General features: G+C 37.0%; 19 protein-coding genes, 1 tRNA gene and 1 pseudogene. 6 read left to right on the forward strand and 15 right to left on the reverse strand.

Features of this window, described 5'->3' with window-relative positions; translation table 11 throughout:
- On the forward strand, positions 1-362 hold a 362-nt coding region (locus ACFIMM_RS02230), incomplete at its 5' end, for a tyrosine-type recombinase/integrase (RefSeq protein ID WP_375692592.1).
- Between the two features lie 353 nt (positions 363-715).
- Here ACFIMM_RS02230 and ACFIMM_RS02235 read toward each other — a convergent pair.
- The 4 genes from ACFIMM_RS02235 to folE all read right to left on the reverse strand — a co-directional run bounded on the left by ACFIMM_RS02235 (position 716) and on the right by folE (position 3559).
- Positions 716-1222, reverse strand: a complete 507-nt coding sequence (locus tag ACFIMM_RS02235; protein WP_015856440.1) for a hypothetical protein — start codon at positions 1220-1222, stop codon at positions 716-718.
- Positions 1223-1359: 137 nt separating this feature from the next.
- Positions 1360-2532, reverse strand: a complete 1173-nt coding sequence (locus ACFIMM_RS02240) for an alpha/beta hydrolase (RefSeq protein ID WP_375611580.1) — start codon at positions 2530-2532, stop codon at positions 1360-1362.
- Positions 2533-2725: 193 nt separating this feature from the next.
- A tRNA-Leu gene (locus ACFIMM_RS02245) sits at positions 2726-2810 on the reverse strand.
- Positions 2811-2947: 137 nt separating this feature from the next.
- Complete coding sequence (gene folE / locus ACFIMM_RS02250) at positions 2948-3559, reverse strand: GTP cyclohydrolase I FolE (protein WP_375613055.1); 612 nt, start codon at positions 3557-3559, stop codon at positions 2948-2950.
- A gap of 125 nt (positions 3560-3684) precedes the next feature.
- Here folE and ACFIMM_RS02255 point away from each other — a divergent pair, with 125 nt between their 5' ends.
- The 3 genes from ACFIMM_RS02255 to thrS all read left to right on the forward strand — a co-directional run bounded on the left by ACFIMM_RS02255 (position 3685) and on the right by thrS (position 6552).
- Complete coding sequence (locus tag ACFIMM_RS02255) at positions 3685-4113, forward strand: iron-sulfur cluster assembly scaffold protein (RefSeq protein ID WP_375632205.1); 429 nt, start codon at positions 3685-3687, stop codon at positions 4111-4113.
- Complete coding sequence (yidD, locus tag ACFIMM_RS02260; RefSeq protein WP_375607118.1) at positions 4114-4464, forward strand: membrane protein insertion efficiency factor YidD; 351 nt, start codon at positions 4114-4116, stop codon at positions 4462-4464.
- A gap of 111 nt (positions 4465-4575) precedes the next feature.
- Entirely contained in the window at positions 4576-6552 is a 1977-nt protein-coding gene (thrS, locus tag ACFIMM_RS02265) for a threonine--tRNA ligase (RefSeq protein WP_375611577.1), read from the forward strand.
- A 1049-nt stretch (positions 6553-7601) separates the two neighbouring features.
- Here the strand turns inward: thrS and ACFIMM_RS02270 are convergent.
- From ACFIMM_RS02270 to ACFIMM_RS02290, 5 genes are all read right to left on the reverse strand, one after another.
- Positions 7602-8105, reverse strand: a complete 504-nt coding sequence (locus ACFIMM_RS02270; protein ID WP_375607116.1) for a MerR family transcriptional regulator — start codon at positions 8103-8105, stop codon at positions 7602-7604.
- Positions 8106-8301: 196 nt separating this feature from the next.
- Entirely contained in the window at positions 8302-8616 is a 315-nt protein-coding gene (locus tag ACFIMM_RS02275) for an integration host factor subunit alpha (protein WP_273791377.1), read from the reverse strand.
- A 77-nt stretch (positions 8617-8693) separates the two neighbouring features.
- Positions 8694-9668, reverse strand: a complete 975-nt coding sequence (locus tag ACFIMM_RS02280; RefSeq protein WP_375629381.1) for a beta-ketoacyl-ACP synthase III — start codon at positions 9666-9668, stop codon at positions 8694-8696.
- A gap of 49 nt (positions 9669-9717) precedes the next feature.
- Complete coding sequence (gene plsX / locus ACFIMM_RS02285; RefSeq protein ID WP_375613059.1) at positions 9718-10788, reverse strand: phosphate acyltransferase PlsX; 1071 nt, start codon at positions 10786-10788, stop codon at positions 9718-9720.
- Positions 10789-10937: 149 nt separating this feature from the next.
- A complete protein-coding gene (locus tag ACFIMM_RS02290) occupies positions 10938-11495 on the reverse strand; it encodes a DUF177 domain-containing protein (protein WP_375679305.1) in 558 nt (185 codons plus the stop codon).
- 221 nt (positions 11496-11716) lie between these two features.
- Here ACFIMM_RS02290 and ACFIMM_RS02295 point away from each other — a divergent pair, with 221 nt between their 5' ends.
- Complete coding sequence (locus tag ACFIMM_RS02295) at positions 11717-12196, forward strand: outer membrane protein assembly factor BamE (RefSeq protein WP_375611591.1); 480 nt, start codon at positions 11717-11719, stop codon at positions 12194-12196.
- Between the two features lie 73 nt (positions 12197-12269).
- Here the strand turns inward: ACFIMM_RS02295 and nusB are convergent, their stop codons facing one another.
- The 6 genes and pseudogenes from nusB to glyA all read right to left on the reverse strand — a co-directional run bounded on the left by nusB (position 12270) and on the right by glyA (position 16810).
- Entirely contained in the window at positions 12270-12740 is a 471-nt protein-coding gene (nusB, locus tag ACFIMM_RS02300; RefSeq protein WP_015856452.1) for a transcription antitermination factor NusB, read from the reverse strand.
- 2 nt (positions 12741-12742) lie between these two features.
- The gene (locus tag ACFIMM_RS02305; RefSeq protein WP_375611572.1) at positions 12743-13198 is read right to left on the reverse strand and encodes a 6,7-dimethyl-8-ribityllumazine synthase; all 456 of its coding nucleotides are present in this window, start codon (positions 13196-13198) and stop codon (positions 12743-12745) included.
- Between the two features lie 81 nt (positions 13199-13279).
- On the reverse strand, positions 13280-13897 hold the full coding sequence (locus ACFIMM_RS02310) for a riboflavin synthase (protein WP_375611571.1): 618 nt from the start codon (positions 13895-13897) through the stop codon (positions 13280-13282).
- Positions 13879-15010 (reverse strand): annotated as a pseudogene (gene ribD, locus ACFIMM_RS02315) (bifunctional diaminohydroxyphosphoribosylaminopyrimidine deaminase/5-amino-6-(5-phosphoribosylamino)uracil reductase RibD). The gene ACFIMM_RS02310 and the pseudogene ribD overlap by 19 nt, the downstream one beginning before the upstream one ends.
- Complete coding sequence (nrdR, locus tag ACFIMM_RS02320; RefSeq protein WP_375611570.1) at positions 15003-15485, reverse strand: transcriptional regulator NrdR; 483 nt, start codon at positions 15483-15485, stop codon at positions 15003-15005. Before nrdR ends, ribD begins: the two are co-directional and overlap by 8 nt.
- 11 nt (positions 15486-15496) lie before the next feature.
- A complete protein-coding gene (gene glyA, locus ACFIMM_RS02325) occupies positions 15497-16810 on the reverse strand; it encodes a serine hydroxymethyltransferase (protein WP_375629389.1) in 1314 nt (437 codons plus the stop codon).
- A gap of 322 nt (positions 16811-17132) precedes the next feature.
- Between glyA and argC the strand changes: the two genes are divergently transcribed.
- The gene (gene argC, locus ACFIMM_RS02330; protein ID WP_375613064.1) at positions 17133-18065 is read left to right on the forward strand and encodes an N-acetyl-gamma-glutamyl-phosphate reductase; all 933 of its coding nucleotides are present in this window, start codon (positions 17133-17135) and stop codon (positions 18063-18065) included.
- Positions 18066-18077 lie beyond the last annotated feature (12 nt).

The following is an 18077-nucleotide window of genomic DNA, read 5'->3' on the forward strand; positions in this document are numbered from 1 at the left end:
AGAAAAGTAAATTCCAAACAGATGTCTTTCTACCTATTTTACCGGAATTAGCCAAAACGCTTGAAGCTGGTCCTATTGGAGAAGAAACATTCATTTGTGGTAAAGAAGGTAAAAAACTAGTTAAAGAAAGTTTTGGCAACCTTTTTCGTGAGGCTTGTAACGTAGCAGAAATCAAAAAATCAGCACATGGCTTAAAAAAATTAGCAGCAACACGCGCAGCTAATTCTGGTGCAACAGTATCACAACTCAAAGCAATTTTTGGCTGGACAAATGATGCTATGGCATCTCTTTACACAAAGAGTGCAGACCGTAAAAGGTTAGCTATAGAGGCGATAAAAAAGCTTCAAAAAGATGAGGGATAGAGGCAAAAAAACTCAATAGAATCAAGATTCACCTATTCCCTTATATTAGACATAACTATTTTATTTTACTTGCTTTTTATTTGCCTAATGAATATACTAACAACTTTATGACATTGGTAAAATTATCCGGCGGGCTATTATTAAAAGAATCAGAAAGTTTTTTGTAAAATTCTTTCCACAAACATTTTTTTCAATAAAGCCACCTAATTCATCAGCCTTAACTTTAGCAAAGATATAAGGCATGTGTTTCATTTATTAAAGAAAAGAATTTGCTTTAAAAAGGTTATAGCCTTCTATCTAACAGCGTTTTTGCTGTAAAATTCAAATTATCTATCTGCTCAACTAAAGAACTTTTATTGTTTAGCTTTTGTGCTTTTTTCAAAGAGATGTGGGCTTTCAAGAATAAGCTTCTCTCGTGCTTTTTGTAACTGTTTAATGACTTCATCAATCTTTGACGGAGAACAAAAAGATTCTTGGCTATTCAACAAATGCAGCCTCTCCTTTCCCTCATATAAACATTGCATCTGAGATTGAAGAATTCTAACTTCTTGAAAAAAAAGACGTCCTGTTTCCTTAAAACCATTATTAAGTGCAAAAAGTTGATCAGAAATGGATAGCAGAATTTGTTTTAAAAAACGCTCATTTTCTTGGCGTTTACGATATTCTAAAATAAGAGCATGGCTTATCTCATCTAACTGTTTTTTTGTAGAATCAATTTGACGCAATAAATTTGGTTTTTCCCCCATATCACCTTTTCTCACCTTCACAAGCATAGCATGAATGTCTAATAACTTAATTGCGGAATGAGATAAATAATCAACAACTGTAGGCGTATTAACATAGCGTTTCCGTGCAATCATCACAAACTCACCTAATGACTGTTTTTTACATTCATCCCGCTATTTATTTTTCATTTTACAAGACCATTCTAAAGAAAGTGCTAAAAAATATTACCTCCAATACATTATTCGATGGAGCCCCTTCTCTCTTTTCACGATCAACGTGGAATCCGTGGAGAGAGAAAACGTACAGGTGTATAAAGGATAAGATGTGTTGTTTTTTCCAACACACTACTACCATCAGCAAGAAGGGCTTGACTAGGTGACAATTCTGTACCTTGCATAATTGTGGAAGCCAAAGAACCTTCTCGAGAAAGAGCCATCAACGTTGGCGAAGATGCAAAGACATTGTGTGCTCCCCCATCCACATGAGAAAAATCAAGAACAGCTATTCCATTTTTACGCAACATTTCAATATCTGAGCCATCGCCCACACGATGATGTCCACCCGTAAGACGTCCTGAAACCGCAAGAGCTTTATCCGCTCTGGATACTAAAATAGCGGTTGGCTGCGGAAGTTTTTTTATATCATTAAGTTGGCGCTCAAATACATCAACATCAATATCTGGTGCAGCCATTAATAAACTTGTAATACGACGAATAGGCTTATATTTTCCCTGTAACGCTAACGTTCTAAATGCTTCCATTATAACAAAATTGCCCATAGAATGTGCAATAACCGAAATTTGATCAGCATTGGTTTCACTAATAAGTGTTAAAAGCTCTATCAATCCGTCACGGGCAAAATTAGCACTGTCACGATCATAAATATAAAGAGGAACTGATCCGGCCGAAGGCCAAGAATAATGCACAGCGACAACATTTAAAGAATAATCGTGTGTAAATTGTGCTGTACGAAATGTACCATCTGCAAAATTATTATTATACCCATGGATAAAAAGAAAAATTTCTCTTTTTCCTTTTGGCTTTTTTGCTAAAGCAGCATTTAATTGCTGTTTAAACTGTTCTTTATTATCGTATTTTTGCAATGCTACTGCTGCAAAATACTTATCATGCGTAGGTTTATAGGCATTTATTTCAACAACTCCCTTTACATGTTGCTGAGGAATTCCTACGTCAACGCGATTATAATGAACTTTATTTGATCGCTCTGCACCATAAGGTTGAGCGTAATTATTTTGCATCATACGACTTGTTGCAACATACACTGGAACGACGGCTTTTGGAGAAACTGGTTTCCCTTCAACTTCCCTTTCTACGGCAGTCATAGAAGGTGTTGCATGCACCCCATGCCAAAGTACAGCACGTGAATCACTACACGCTGATAATAAAGAAATACAAATAAGAAGTGTTAAATATCTCAGAATCATTATACTTCTCACTGCAACTTCACCCCACCTTATAAAAATATAACATTTCAAATGCATAGATAAAGTAATAAAAAACGAAACATTATTGGCAACACACCAACAAATAACATACAAAAAAGATTTTTCTATAATGCCTATAAATCCCCTCTCTCTAACATAACTTCATCTCATTATGGAGAGACTCACTGCTAACTGGTGCGGTCGAGAAGACTCGAACTTCCACGGGTTGCCCCACAGCGACCTCAACGCTGCGCGTCTACCAATTCCGCCACGACCGCACGTGGAAAGAAAAAATCTTGGTTTTTAGCCTTTAACAAATCATAAAGAAAGGTACAAGCCAATTTTCTTTTTCTCATAATTTATTTTATCCGGATGCTTTATAACTTAATAAAGATTACGAGAAATATGGGCTTTACTATGACCTTTGAACCATCATCATAAAATGTGCTTGTGCCGCTTGATCTTTTTCATAATAACCATGAAAGTTTTTTGTAATTGTTGTAGAGCCCTGTTTTTGGATTCCTCTCATAGCCATACACATGTGCTCAGCCTCAATCAATACTGCTACACCATGAGGCTTCAGATACGTTTTTAACGCGTGAGCCACTTGCGCTGTCATAGCTTCTTGAGTTTGTAAACGACGAGAAAAAATATCTACAACACGTACAATTTTTGAAAGACCAACAATTTTTGCATTAGGAAGATATGCTATATGTGCTTTCCCAATAATTGGGATCATGTGATGCTCACAGTGTGAATAAAAAGGTATATTCTTTACGATTACGGCTTCATTGTATCCTGAAACCTCTTCAAAAACTGTACCTAAGGTTTCTTTAACCGATTGACTATAACCATTAAAAAGCTCGCGATATGCCTTGGCTATACGTTTTGGAGTATCTAAAAGCCCTTCTCTATTTGGATTTTCCCCTATCCATAAGAGTAATGTACGAATCGCTTCTTCCACCTTTTCAATACTCGGACGCTTTTTTTCAGATAAATTTGCGTCTTCTTTAACAACATTACGCATTCAAAAACTCCAAGCTTACTCTATACAAAGCATTTGCTCCATACCTATCTCATTTTGTATAATCTCTATATAAGCGAATTAAAAGTTTAAACAATCACGACTTTCAAAATTTCAGGCAATAGCGCATGATTGATACTATCTATAATGATAAAATACTTAAATATGCTGCACATATAGGCAAAATTGGGCGTCTTAATAATCCTGATGCAACATCAAGAAAACATGCACACCTTTGTGGTTCGACAATCACTGTAGATTTAAAAGTGGAAAATAGTATTATTACCGATTTTGCTCACGAAATACATGCATGTGTGCTAGGGCAAGCTTCAGCTTCACTTTTAGCATCTCATATCATCGGACAAACAACTCAAGATCTTAAAATATTGCGTGAAGTTATCTACCAAATGCTAACGCAAAATGGTCCTTCTCCTCAAGCTCCATTTGAGGATTTTTCTTGCTTACAGCCCATTAAAGACTATAAAGTGCGCCATGCAGCAACACTACTACCCTTTGATGCAATGATAGACTGCATTCAAAAAATTGAAGAAAAATAAATGTTCAAATCACAATCTAGACAAAAAAAGTTGACTCGGAATTACACAGGTACTTGGCAAAAAACACCCGGACGATTATTGGGTATTTTCTTAATACGGTTCTATCAAATAACACTTTCGAGCCTTATAGGTAATCAGTGCCGCCATGCTCCGACTTGTTCAGAATATACATATGAAGCGATTGCACGCCATGGGCTTTGGGCTGGTGCATGGATGGGACTCTTTCGTATCATGCGTTGTGGGCCCTTTGGAACAGATGGCTTTGATCCAGTCCCTCCATCGCTTGGAAATTCTTGCTGTTTTTATAAACCTTGGCGTTACTGGAAAATTTCTGACAAACACAACAAATAATCCTTTTCTTTTTTCACATGTATTGATAAAAAATTAGTCTATAAGCTTTTTACTCAATTTTCACGAAACCATCCGCAATCGTTAGCGGAATTGGATTAAAAGGGTGTTTTTATGTCTTGCTCTATTTCTCTTTTTTTTCCCGATGGTTCAAAACGTAATTACCCCGCCGAAATGACAGGCTTGGAATTAGCAGAATCTATTTCTAAATCACTTGCAAAAAAAGCAGTCGCCTATAGTCTTGATGGTATCACGCGAGACTTATCGGATCCATTGGGACAATCTGGTCAAGTAGAAATTATTACCCGAGAAGATTCACGCGCTCTTGAGCTCATAAGGCATGATTGCGCCCATGTCCTTGCTGAAGCAGTGCAAGAGCTCTTTCCTGAAACGCAAGTAACAATAGGTCCTGTCATTGAGAACGGATTCTATTATGATTTTGCACGCCAACAACCTTTCACATTAGATGATCTCACCGTCATTGAAAAGAAAATGCGTGAAATTATCCAACGCAATAAACCTTTTAGAAAAGAAATTTGGTCTCGTGAAAAAGCAAGAAAAGTTTTTTCTGAGAAAAAGGAATTTTATAAAGTTGAACTTATTGATAGCATTCCTGAAAATCAAGATTTAAAAATCTATTATCAAGGGGAGTGGTTTGATCTTTGTCGCGGACCGCACATGCAATCTACAGGGCAAATTGGGAATGCTTTCAAATTAATGAAAGTTGCAGGAGCTTATTGGCGTGGCGATGCCAATAATCCAATGCTCACGAGAATTTATGGAACAGCATTTGCAAATGAAAATGACTTAAAAGCCTACCTCCATATGCTAGAAGAAGCTGAAAAACGTGATCATCGCCGCTTGGGACGTGAAATGGACTTATTTCACTTTCAAGAAGAAGGGCCAGGAATGATTTTTTGGCACAAAAAAGGTTGGAAAATGTTCCAAAATTTGATCAGCTATATGCGTAGACGCCTTGATGATCATCAATATGCTGAAGTTAATGCACCACAAGTTCTCGATAGGTCACTCTGGGAAATATCTGGCCATTGGGGTTGGTATAAGGAGAATATGTTCAAAGTAATTTCAGCAGAAGAAGATTCAGATCATGGGAATGTTTATGCCCTTAAACCAATGAACTGCCCTGGTCATGTGCAAATTTTTAAACATGGTTTAAAATCTTATCGTGATTTGCCTATTAGACTTGCTGAATTTGGACTTGTTCATCGTTATGAGCCTTCAGGCTCTTTACATGGTCTTATGCGTGTGCGTGGTTTTACACAAGATGATGCGCATATTTTTTGTACTGATGAACAATTAGCCGATGAATGTCTCAGTATTAATGATCTTATTTTATCAACTTATGCCGATTTTGGTTTTAAAGAAATTAGTCTTAAGCTTTCAACCCGTCCAGAAAAACGAGTTGGATCTGATGCATTATGGGATCATGCAGAAAGTATCATGGAATCTGTCCTTAAAACGATTGAAACAAAATTTGCAGGACAAATCAAAACAAGCATCCTTCCAGGTGAAGGAGCATTTTATGGTCCAAAATTTGAATATACATTAAAGGATGCTATCGGTCGTGAATGGCAATGTGGAACAACACAAATAGACTTTAATCTCCCTGAACGTTTTGGTGCATTCTATATTGATAAAGATTCAGAAAAACGTCAGCCTGTTATGATCCACCGTGCTATTTTTGGATCAATGGAGCGTTTTCTTGGTATATTAATTGAAAATTTTGCTGGACATATGCCACTTTGGCTTGCTCCTGAACAAATTGTTGTTGCAACAATTACCTCCGAAGCAAATGAATATGCCCAAAAAATAACAGCAAAACTTAAAGCTGTTGGGCTTTCCGCAACAATAGATCTCCGCAATGAAAAAATTAACTATAAAATACGAGAACATTCTTTACAAAAAGTCCCCGTAATTTTGGTATGTGGCAAACGTGAAGCTGAAACAAACAGCGTAAATATGCGCCGCTTAGGAAGTACAAATCAAACCCTTTTATCTGTAGAAGATGTGATTAAACAACTCTCAAATGAAGCAACACCTCCAGATTTGCAACGTGTAATAAATGCATAATACCACAGAAGATGGTAATACGTTAATTTTTTACTATAAATCTTCAGTTTTTGTACAAAATAAAATAATTTGATATTGTAGTGTGTTTTTGTTTCATGCACAATGACCTATCACCAGAAAGAATAACGTGCTCTTCCTCTACAAGGTAGATTGGTGAAAAAGTTGAATGTAAGCTATGAGCTGTTTAAATTGCAAAAATCATAGACAATTGAATATTAATAATAACATTAATCTTTTACCTTTATAATGAAAAGATGCTGCTATTATCATGGATAGATCATTACAATAATTATAGCAACATCAAGCAAGAAAACTGAAAACAAGATTATATTTATTAATAAAAAATATGTAAAATTAGCTGAACAATGATATTTCTTATTCGTAAGATAAGCCCTTATAAAAAGGACAAGATATTGATTTATAATGATAATATATCGTTATTCATATTAAATAAGGTTTCGAATATCATAGGCTTCTCTTATTTTTAATATGTTTATGTTGAATCTATCAAAATCATTTGCTTGCACGAAACAAGCGGAATGAGTGTGTGGATAAAAATTATTGAGAAAGGACTTTTAAAATGCCTACAATGAACCGCCTAAAGTGCTAAGAATTGTTGCAGTTATTGAGAACAGGCTATAATTATAATGATGATGCCGACTTGAACCTTCATAAGTATAAAAATAGCGGTACTCAACGAGTTTACCATTAATCATTCACGAGGCATTATGGTAAAATAAGATTAAGAAGCCTTAAGAAACATCTCTTTAAAACAAGCACATGAATTGGTAAGCTAATGGCATTCTACATCCCGCAATCTACACTGATGAGATATTGCCTTAATTTTTATAAAGCCAAATCAAAAAAAATGGCAAAACTCAGCGTTTATTCTTTCTCTTCTTCATGTTTTACCAAATGAAAAACTCTTATAAAAAACTCGTTAAATATACACATACGATATATGACTACTCGTTGAACGTATAAAATTCTGTGCACATCCATAAAACATCTAAATATCTACGAAACACATATAAAATAAAAAAATATTATTATCGTGCTCTATCAAGAACACGCTTACATTCAATGAGTTCAAACAGAATTTCTTGTAACAATGCTTTATCAGTTTTATCTTTGTAAAGATTCACAGAACCGACAGATGTTTCTCCCTCATTCCTCATGAAACTCAAAAGCCCAAAAGAAGATTTCTTAGGCTTATTGCTAGCATTTTCAGAAGTTTGTCCTGCATGTTTCTTCTCTATGACCACATTCATAGCATCAAGATCACCATTACCCAATGCAGTCACAAAAGCAACACCATTTTCTTTCAAAAGGCGTTGCACACCTTTTATTGTATAACCCTGATCATATAGTAACTGCTTGATACCATTGAGCAAATCAACATCGACCGGACGATAATAGCGCCTTCCTCCCCCACGTTTCATTGGTTTAATCTGCCTAAAACGTGTTTCCCAAAATCTTAAGACATGCTGCGGAAGCTCCAATAACTCCGCTACTTCGCTAATTGTGCGAAAAGCATCAGAGCTTTTATCCATTTTGTAACACCTTATTTAAAACAAAATAAATTACTTCACAATGACTCATTCTGTCTCAATTTCTCAACAAGATTAGTCAAAAATAAGACCATCATTGATACCTTACTCACCAGTCTTTTTCTAAAAAATAAAGACCCTTATTTTATACATTTCTTTAACAAATACCAAACATACCATGGCATTTATTTATGAGATATCATTTTTTCTGTTTTGCACGATGCGAATCTAAAATTCTCTGTTTAAGGACATTGGCAGCCTTAAACGTCACAACACGTCGCGGCGGAATCGGTGCTTCAACACCTGTTTTTGGATTGCGTCCAACACGTTCATTTTTACTGCGAACCTGAAAAGTTGCAAAAGAAGATAATTTAACCGCTTCACCTCTTACAAGTGAGTTGCAAATCTCATCCAAAACCAATTCGACTAAAGCTGCTGATTCAGTATGTGACAAGCCCACTCTTTTACAAACTACGCTCGCTAAATCTGCACGCGTTACTGTCTTACTTGTCATTATAACCACCTATTAAAATATTAAAAATTACAAAATGACTTATACGTTTTCTTGAAATATGGTCAAGTAGCCATAATTTACCAACGAATAAGAATTGCTCCCCATGTAAATCCACCTCCCATGGCTTCTAACATGATAAGATCTCCTTCTTTTATTTTTCCATCGCAAACAGCTGTTGTTAAAGCCAACGGAACTGATGCAGCAGACGTATTACCATGTTGATCAACGGTAATCACAACTTTATCTAGTGAAATTCCCAGCTTTTTAGCAGATGCTTCAATAATGCGCTTATTAGCCTGATGAGGTACAAACCAATCTAGTTGTGAAGAATCCATACCTGCAGCTGCAAAACAATCATCAACCACATCCGTTATCATACCAACAGCATATTTAAAAACTTCTCGTCCTTCCATACGCAAATAGCCTGTCGTTTGTGTTGTTGAAGGTCCACCATCAACATATAGCTTATCTATATAAGCACCATTAGAGCGCAATTTCGCAGACAATATACCACGCTCAAAAGCAATATCACCCTCAGTTTCTAGTGCTTCCAAAATAACAGCACCAGCACCATCACCAAACAAAACACATGTCGTACGATCTTCCCAATCTAAAATTCGAGAAAATGTATCGGATCCAATAACTAAAATTCTTTTAGCCCCTCCACACCGTAAATAAGAATCTCCTGTTGTTAAAGCAAAAATAAAACCAGAGCAAACAGCTTGAATATCAAAAGCAAATCCATGGCTCATTCCCAAAGCATGCTGAATTTCAACAGCAGAAGCAGGAAAAGTACGATTCGGGGTGGACGTTGCTAAAATAATACAATCGATGTCTTTTATTGTTAAACCAGCATTTGTAAGTGCTGCTTGCGCAGCCTCAACTCCTAAAGAAACAGTTGTTTCATTTTCACTGGCAATATAACGTTGGCGTATTCCTGTACGCTGAACAATCCATGAATCTGACGTTTCAACAAACTTTGCAATCTCATCATTTGATAAACTTCTTTTCGGCAAAGCACTTCCTACACCACGTATAATTGACCGAATCATTCAGCTCTTACCTTTTCTTCAAATTTTTTATTTCTATTATAAGAGCTTATCATAAGGACTCTCCATTCATCACCGCTTCATCTTCTTGGTCAAAAAGTGTTGCTTTATTTTCATGAAATCGCCGTAAATCAGCCGTTATTTTTTGTAAAAGTCCATTATTAACCATTTTATAACCAACGCGGATAGCAGAAGCAAAGCCATTAGCATTAGCACTGCCATGACTTTTTATAACAACACCATTCAAACCTAAAAGAACTCCTCCATTCACCCTATCAGGATCCATTTTATGTTTCAGTATACGAAAAGCACCCCGTGATAAAAAATAACCAAGAGATGTTAAAAAAGAACTGCGCATTGCAGAGTTTAAAATCTCTCCTATCTGTCGCGCGGTTCCTTCTGCGGTTTTTAAAGCAATATTACCAGAAAACCCCTCTGTCACAACAACATCGACTGTTCCTTTTCCAATGTCATTGCCCTCAACAAATCCTTTATATTCCAATCCTTCTAATTGCACTTCACGCAATATCATTCCTGCTTTTTTTATTTCATAAAGTCCTTTAACCTCTTCCACCCCCACATTTAAAAGCCCAACACTTGGTCTTTCAGTGTGATATAAAGCGCGAAACATACCTGCTCCCATAACCGCCAAATCAACCAACTGACTAGCAGAGGCACCAATTGTTGCTCCAATATCTAAAACAATACTCTCACTGCGCAGTGTTGGCCAGATACCCGCAATACCAGGACGTTCAGCCTCTGCAAGCATTTTCAAACAAAAATAAGACATGGCCATGAGTGCACCCGTATTACCAGCAGAAATGCAAGCATCAGCTTCACCATTTTTTACCGCTTCAATGGCGTACCACATTGATGATTTACCACGTCCATTACGAAGTGCTTGGCTTGGCTTTTCATCCATGCGTGTATAACTTTCTGTAGGGCAAAAGCGCGATACAGAATCCAAACAGGGATATTTTTTTAAAACCGGACGAACAGCCTCCTCTACTCCATAAAATAGAAAATAAATATTTGATAAATATTTTTGTACAATTGCTGCTCCTGCAATAGCTGCTTCTGGACCGTAATCACCGCCCATGACATCCACAGAAATTCTAATCACGCTTGCATATCCCACATCTTTTCATTTACATCTTTAAATACATATTATGATTTTTGGCTCCTGAATACTCACACAGCACATCTTGCGAAAATCGCTCCGCAGAAAATACCGTTTAGCATACAATAGATATTTTTTGTATGTTTCTACAATCACTTCCAATTTTTCAAAACAGAAAATGGAGAGAATTTTCGCTCTGCTTCTTCTAAATTTTCACCCATATTCATCTTTATCCCTTCTTTACGTGGATAATGATTAATAGACAACTCAAAAAACTCTTCCATGATTGCGCCAATATCAATTTTATCATCATAAAACACTTCAGGAGTATCAAGCCCCTCCACATCTAAAAACAATTCCCCTGTATCCTCTGATATTTGGGGCTTCATCAAATTTGAATCTTCAGGAACAAAAACAACCTCAATATTTTCACAAAGGATATTTTCTAATGGTTCTAATGTAACAACACATAACTGTAGTATACGCGCTTGCAACAGACCTTTTATACGCACTCCGCGTTTTTTCCACGGGAAAATATGGAATTTTCCCTCACAAGATTTTACTTCAATTAAATCATGGTTCTGGGCTAAATGTGTACATTCTTTTTTGTTTGCACAAAAATGAACCCTTATACCTTTAGCAGGTAGAGAACGTACAGATATTGGATAAGCCAAAGCAAATGTCATTTGAGGAACATTTTGAACATTCATTGACAACTCCCAAACATAAAAACGCGTAAAGCACTATGTTTTTATTTATCTCAAGTATTTATGCATTTTTTTCTTTTCTAAAGAAATTCTATATGGCATAATTTGCTTTATAACAGGGAAACTCAGTGTAAGCTACGGTAGATTAAGTTAAAATTAGAAAAAACTTGAGGTTGCCTTCTTGTCCTACATCTCAGTATAAAAAGGAGATACCATTGTTTCAAATGCCTCACATAATAGCCTTAATCAAACGTAAATTATTGATTGGTCTATCAATAGCAAGCATAGGAATGCTTGCTGGGTGTAGCCTTCTTGATTCTTCAGGTTCGAGCCAAATTTATAGAGAGGGCTATGTTCTTGATAAAAATGCTCTAAGTTCTATCTCTATTGGCTCAAGTCAAGAGCAAGTTCTTTTAACTTTAGGGACCCCTTCATTAAAAACAAAATATGATAATGAAGTTTTTTATTACATCTCACAGACACGTTATCGTGGGATGCAGTTTATGAAAACAAAGATTATTGATCGCAAAGTTTTAGCCATTTACTTCAATAAAAATAATCAGGTTGCAAAAGTTGCAAATTACGGATTACAAGACGGTCAAGTGTTTGATTTTATTACACAAACAACACCAACTGTAACGAAAGAACATCCTTTCTTAATTCAAATTATAAAAGGCCCTGTGAATTTGCCACCCCATAACTAAATTATATAGTCTGCATACCGTTTCAATATTATAGGTCTGATAATATCAGATCTATAATAGGGATTTGTAGCTCTTAGAGGCGGACTTTTTTTGCCATACTGTCGAGAACTGCATTAACAAGTTTTGGCTCATCACCTTCAAAAAACGCCTTTGCTATGTCAACATATTCATTCATGACAACTGCAACGGGAACATCTTTACGGTTGATCAACTCCCATAAACCTGCTCGTAAAATTGCTCGCAATATAGAATCAAGACGTGAAAGAGACCACTCTGCAGAAAGCTGTTGATGAAGCAGCGGATCAAGCTGCTTTTGATCTTTTACAACACCCGTTATAATAGCCAAAAACCACTGAAAATCAGCTTCAAGATATTGATCTCCATCAATATCTTTTCCCAAACGATAAGCCTCATACTCAGCTGCCGTTTCCATCACCCCCGAACCCACGATATCCATTTGATAGAGTGCTTGAACTGCAGCGAGTCTTGCTGCTCCACGTTTATTGGCTGAACGCGGAAAATGTCTGCTTTTTATATCAGCCATATTTAACGATTATCTCCAAATCTCTTTTTTAGAGCGATCATACATAAAGCAGCTTCAGCCGCAAAACCACCTTTATTTTTATCATCTAGTTTTGCACGCACCCATGCTTGTTCTTCATTTTCAACAGTCAAAATACCATTTCCAATAGCCAAGTGCTGATGAACAGTTAAATCCATCAATGCACGACAAGAATCATTAGCAACAATTTCAAAGTGATATGTTTCACCCCGAATAACACAACCAAGAGCAACATAACCATCATACGATATCTTGTTTTGTTCAGCAAAAGCTATTGCACTTGGTATTTCTAATGCTCCAGGAACCGTTACAACATCATAACTTGCTTCAGCTTTTTGCAAAGTATTCACTGCACCTCTCAAAAGTGCATCAGAAATCCCCTCATAAAAACGTGCCTCAACAATCAATACGTGAGGCTTTTTACCTATCTCTTTCATCATAATGGAATTCCACAAAAAACGAATCAAAAAAATCAAAGTTATAAAGCATAAAATTCTGAAAACGATCAATAGAGTGTTGGCTTATTCATCTTCTCTTTTTAAAGTAAAAAGTTTTGCAGCATAACGAGCAAGTTGATCAATTTCCAAATTGACCCGATCTCCAATTTTAGCTTGTCCCCACGTTGTCATTTCAAGTGTATGGCGAATAATAAGAACATCAAAAACACAATCCTCAACACCATTAACAGTCAAAGATGTCCCATTAAGTGCAATAGATCCCTTATTAACAATGAAAGGCATAAATTGTCTTGAAACTTTTAAATAAAAGCGAATTGCATCCCCTTCATTTTTTTGATCAATGATTTCAGCCAAACCATCAATATGACCAGAAACTAAATGTCCTCCCATTTCATCACCCAATCGAAGCGAACGTTCCAAATTAACAAAAGTTCCTTTTATCCATTGTGCAAGATTCGTTAAACGTAATGTTTCTTCCCACGCCTCGACAACAAACCAATTGGAATCTTCTTGCTTTAATCCTCGCTCTACAATTGTCAGACAAATTCCTGAACAAGCAATTGACGCCCCAATTGCTAAGCTTTCTATAGCATAGCGGGTAGAAATCTTTAAACGCATCCCCTGCTTTAAAGGTTGAACATCTTCAACACAACCAATATCCGTTATAATTCCTGTGAACATAATGTCTTACGTCTCCACTTATAAAAACGGTCATTTCCAAACATTCTTGTCTCAATCTCATGAAACTGCGAGAGATAATTTCCAAAATGAGGGGCTTCAATACGATTTTTGCCTAAAACAATGGGGGTATGAAAACATATCAAATGATCAACACAACCAGCATTCAAAAATTTTTCCCCTGTCTTGACACCCCCTTCCAATAAAACACTATTAATCCCATGTTTATAAAGCATCTGTAAAAGAGCAAAGGGTTCTACACAACCATTGTTCATCTCGACCGAATAAACAGACACACCATATTGCTCCAATGCATTTTTTTTTGCTTTTCTTTGAAATATCCACATCACAAATAACCCATGTAGGAATTTTTATGGCTGTTTGGACAACTTTTGCATCAAGGGGGATAGATAAATCTGCATCCAAAATAATACGAATTGGTGAGCGCATTTCCATCCCTGGCAAGCGGCAATTGAGTTGTGGATCATCTGCTAATATAGTACCAATACCAACGAGGATAGCATTATTTTGAGCACGTAGAATATGCGTATGGGCATGAGAAAGTGTTCCACTAATTTTTACGCTGCCCTTCTCTCTTTTTCCAACACCATTATCGGCAGAAATTGCCATTTTAAAAGTGACCGCACAGCGTTGTATCTTCCTTATGCACCAATGCGTCCATAAGGATTCAAAAGCCTCTTCAGCTAAAATGCCCTCAACCACTTCAATACCCGCCGCTCGCAAAAGAGCAATACCATGACCATCAACACGCTTGTCACAATCAGTCAGCGCAATAACAACTCGAGAAACACCTGAATCAATAAGCGCATTCACACACGGCGAAGTTTTTCCATAATGCGCACAAGGTTCTAAAGTAACATAAGCAGTCGCTCCTTGAGCCAAAGAACCTGCCATGTGTAAAGCTTGCACTTCCGCATGAGGACTCCCATGAATAGCTGTTACGCCATAGCCAACAATAAAAGCCCCCACAGCACCATTATCGTTTCGCACAATTAACGTACCAACGGAAGGATTCTCACCTGTAAGACCGACATGACGTTCTGCTAAACGAATAGCTGCAGCCATAAACCGTTCATCTTGCACTTTTTTATTCATCAAAACGAGATTCTGTATCCGCGATACCCTTTGACAATTCATCTATAACATCGTGAAAATCGCTTGCATTACGAAAATCTCGATACACAGAAGCAAAACGAATATAAGCAATATCATCAATTCTTTTCAATGCTTCCATCACAAGATGCCCAATTTTTTCTGAAGAAATCTCTGGTTCTCCCAAACTTTCAAGCTGGCGTACAATGCCAGAAATTGCTCGTTCAATATGATCAGGATCAATATTGCGCTTACGTACAGCCACATCAACTGATCGCATTAACTTATCACGATCGAAGGGTTCACATCGTCCACTTTTTTTAGCAACCAAGAGCTCACGCAACTGAACACGTTCAAAAGTTGTAAAACGACCACCACAAACGGAACACACACGGCGGCGGCGAATCACTGCCCCCTCTTCTGCTGGACGAGAGTCTTTGACCTGTGTATCCTCATATTGGCAGTAAGGACAGCGCATCCTTTGTATCCTTAACGAGTGCTAAGATAAGAGTAAAGAGGAAATTGATTCGTTATATCTTTTACCTTTTTCTCAACAGCCATTTCAACGGCATGATTATCTTCATCACTTTTTGCACTCCGAAGACCATCAAGAACTTCTGAAATCAGATGACCAACTTGAATAAACTCTTTTTCTAAAAAACCACGCGTCGTGGCAGCAGGTGATCCCAAACGAATTCCCGATGTTATAGATGGCGTTTCAGAATCAAAAGGAATGCCATTTTTATTGCAGGTAATATGAGCGCGTCCCAAAGCCAATTCAGCACGTTTACCTGTTAGATTTTTAGAACGTAAATCAACCAACAACAAATGATTATCTGTACCACCAGAAACAATATTAAAACCATTACCCTGTAATGTTTTTGCTAAAGTTTTCGCATTAGCGACAACATTGGCACTGTAACTCTTGAAAGAGGGACGCAAAGCCTCCTCAAACGCAACAGCCTTTGCGGCAATCACATGCATTAAAGGACCACCTTGAAGACCAGGAAAAATTGCAGAATTAATTTTTCTGGATAAAGCCTCATCATTTGTCAATATTAAACCACCCCGAGGACCTCGAAGCGATTTATGTGTTGTTGTTGTTACAATATGCGCATGTGGAACAGGTGAAGGATGCACGCCACCAGCAACAAGACCAGCAATATGAGACATATCAACGAGTAAATGAGCACCGATTTCATCTGCAATTTCACGGAATCTTTCCCAATCCCATAGCCGTGGATAAGATGAGCCCCCTGCTATAATAAGTTTTGGCTTACGTTCTTTTGCAAGCTGCTCAACCTCATCCATATCAATAATCTGATCTTCTTGACGCACACCATAGGAAACAACATCAAACCATTTTCCTGACATATTAACAGGTGAACCATGCGTAAGGTGACCTCCAGCATTTAAATCCAACCCCATAAATGTGTCACCAGGCTGAAGTAAAGCTAAAAAGACAGCTTGATTCATTTGGCTACCAGAATTAGGCTGTACATTCGCAAACGCAGCACCGAAAAGCAGTTTTGCCCTTTCAATAGCTAAATCTTCAACGACATCAACAAATTGACACCCACCATAGTAGCGCTTTCTTGGATAACCTTCTGCATACTTATTGGTTAAAACAGACCCCTGCGCTTCAAGGACCGCTCTTGAAACAATATTCTCTGAAGCAATAAGCTCAATTTCATGTTGTTGACGCTCAAACTCCCCTCTAATTGCGTCAAAAATTGCACCATCAACAGTTTGTAAATTATCATTAAAAAAGCGCTTTTGTGCGTCATTTTCTTGCTGAGTCATAAAACACATTCCTAACATAAAAAAATAAAGTCAAGGAACGATAACACAGCAAACCATGCAAACCAAACATTTTAAACTACTTACACTCAAAAATAATGAGGCAAATATTTATCTTATTCTTTGTTATAAAAACAGCGAAAAACTTTCCTCTCGAGAATAGTAAAAAATGAGATTACATTTCTTTTTTTACACTCTTATTTGTTTACACCTTTTACAAAAAATATCTATAATCTAAAGAAATTCAATAATTTAATGATTAAAAATAATTTATAATGTGAAAAGCTGAATATAATAGGCAAAGTTAATACGAAGGCAAATAAAAATGCTAACCAAAGTTTTTATTGATGGTGAACATGGCACAACCGGACTACAAATACAAAAACGCTTAGAAAGGCGTACAGATTTAAAACTACTCTCTCTTGCTCATAAAGATCGCCATAATGTTCATCTGCGACAAGACTATCTTAATCAAGCCGATATTGCTATTTTGTGTCTTCCAGATGATGCTGCACGCGAAACGGTTCATTGGCTTCAAAAAAATAAAAACATTAGGATTATTGATAGCTCGACAGCCCACCGTGTTGCACCAGACTGGGTTTACGGTTTTCCTGAAATGACAGCAGGACAAAGAAAGCGCATCCAAGCAGCACATTATATAACCAATCCCGGATGCTATCCTACCGGTGCCATTAGTTTGATTCGCCCACTCCGTGAAGCAGGACTGCTAGACGCCGATTATCCCATCTCGATTAATGCAATCTCCGGCTATACCGGTGGTGGAAAACAGTTGATTTTACAAATGGAAAATCAATCTCAACAAAATATTCAGGACAATTATTTTATCTATGGTCTTAATCTTGAACACAAACATGTGCCAGAAATTAAAATCTATGGACAAATCAATCAACCCCCAGTTTTTATACCAAGTGTGGGTCGTTTTCCCCAAGGAATGATTGTGAATCTTCCTCTGCATCGCCATTTATTCACAAAATCAGCAAACTGTTCTGATTTGCGCGAAATTCTCGCAAACCATTACGATGGACAAAATACCATTTTAGTTGCATCACAAGAAGAAACTGCTTCACTTCAAAGACTTAATCCAGAGTGTTTAGCCAATAAAGATGGTATGAAACTGTTCGTATTTGGAAATGATCGTGAAGGTATTTTTAATCTCAGCGCCATATTCGATAATTTAGGAAAAGGCGCATCAGCTGCAGCTATCCAAAACCTCGATTTAATGCTTTCAAGCGACTAAACCTCCCTACCC

It is taken from the genome of Bartonella sp. AP258QHHD (assembly GCF_042196145.1).
Taxonomy (GTDB): Bacteria; Pseudomonadota; Alphaproteobacteria; order Rhizobiales; family Rhizobiaceae; genus Bartonella.

Excerpts from the sequence above, each read along its gene's own strand:
- ACFIMM_RS02235 (WP_015856440.1), bottom strand. The coding sequence starts at position 1,222 with ATGATTGCACGGAAACGCTATGTTAATACGCCTACAGTTGTTGATTAT.
- ACFIMM_RS02240 (WP_375611580.1), bottom strand. The coding sequence starts at position 2,532 with ATGATTCTGAGATATTTAACACTTCTTATTTGTATTTCTTTATTATCA.
- folE (WP_375613055.1), bottom strand. The coding sequence starts at position 3,559 with ATGCGTAATGTTGTTAAAGAAGACGCAAATTTATCTGAAAAAAAGCGT.
- ACFIMM_RS02255 (WP_375632205.1), top strand. The coding sequence starts at position 3,685 with ATGATTGATACTATCTATAATGATAAAATACTTAAATATGCTGCACAT.
- yidD (WP_375607118.1), top strand. The coding sequence starts at position 4,114 with ATGTTCAAATCACAATCTAGACAAAAAAAGTTGACTCGGAATTACACA.
- thrS (WP_375611577.1), top strand. The coding sequence starts at position 4,576 with ATGTCTTGCTCTATTTCTCTTTTTTTTCCCGATGGTTCAAAACGTAAT.
- ACFIMM_RS02270 (WP_375607116.1), bottom strand. The coding sequence starts at position 8,105 with ATGGATAAAAGCTCTGATGCTTTTCGCACAATTAGCGAAGTAGCGGAG.
- ACFIMM_RS02275 (WP_273791377.1), bottom strand. The coding sequence starts at position 8,616 with ATGACAAGTAAGACAGTAACGCGTGCAGATTTAGCGAGCGTAGTTTGT.
- ACFIMM_RS02280 (WP_375629381.1), bottom strand. The coding sequence starts at position 9,668 with ATGATTCGGTCAATTATACGTGGTGTAGGAAGTGCTTTGCCGAAAAGA.
- ACFIMM_RS02290 (WP_375679305.1), bottom strand. The coding sequence starts at position 11,495 with ATGAATGTTCAAAATGTTCCTCAAATGACATTTGCTTTGGCTTATCCA.
- ACFIMM_RS02295 (WP_375611591.1), top strand. The coding sequence starts at position 11,717 with ATGCCTCACATAATAGCCTTAATCAAACGTAAATTATTGATTGGTCTA.
- nusB (WP_015856452.1), bottom strand. The coding sequence starts at position 12,740 with ATGGCTGATATAAAAAGCAGACATTTTCCGCGTTCAGCCAATAAACGT.
- ACFIMM_RS02305 (WP_375611572.1), bottom strand. The coding sequence starts at position 13,198 with ATGATGAAAGAGATAGGTAAAAAGCCTCACGTATTGATTGTTGAGGCA.
- ACFIMM_RS02310 (WP_375611571.1), bottom strand. The coding sequence starts at position 13,897 with ATGTTCACAGGAATTATAACGGATATTGGTTGTGTTGAAGATGTTCAA.
- nrdR (WP_375611570.1), bottom strand. The coding sequence starts at position 15,485 with ATGCGCTGTCCTTACTGCCAATATGAGGATACACAGGTCAAAGACTCT.
- glyA (WP_375629389.1), bottom strand. The coding sequence starts at position 16,810 with ATGACTCAGCAAGAAAATGACGCACAAAAGCGCTTTTTTAATGATAAT.
- argC (WP_375613064.1), top strand. The coding sequence starts at position 17,133 with ATGCTAACCAAAGTTTTTATTGATGGTGAACATGGCACAACCGGACTA.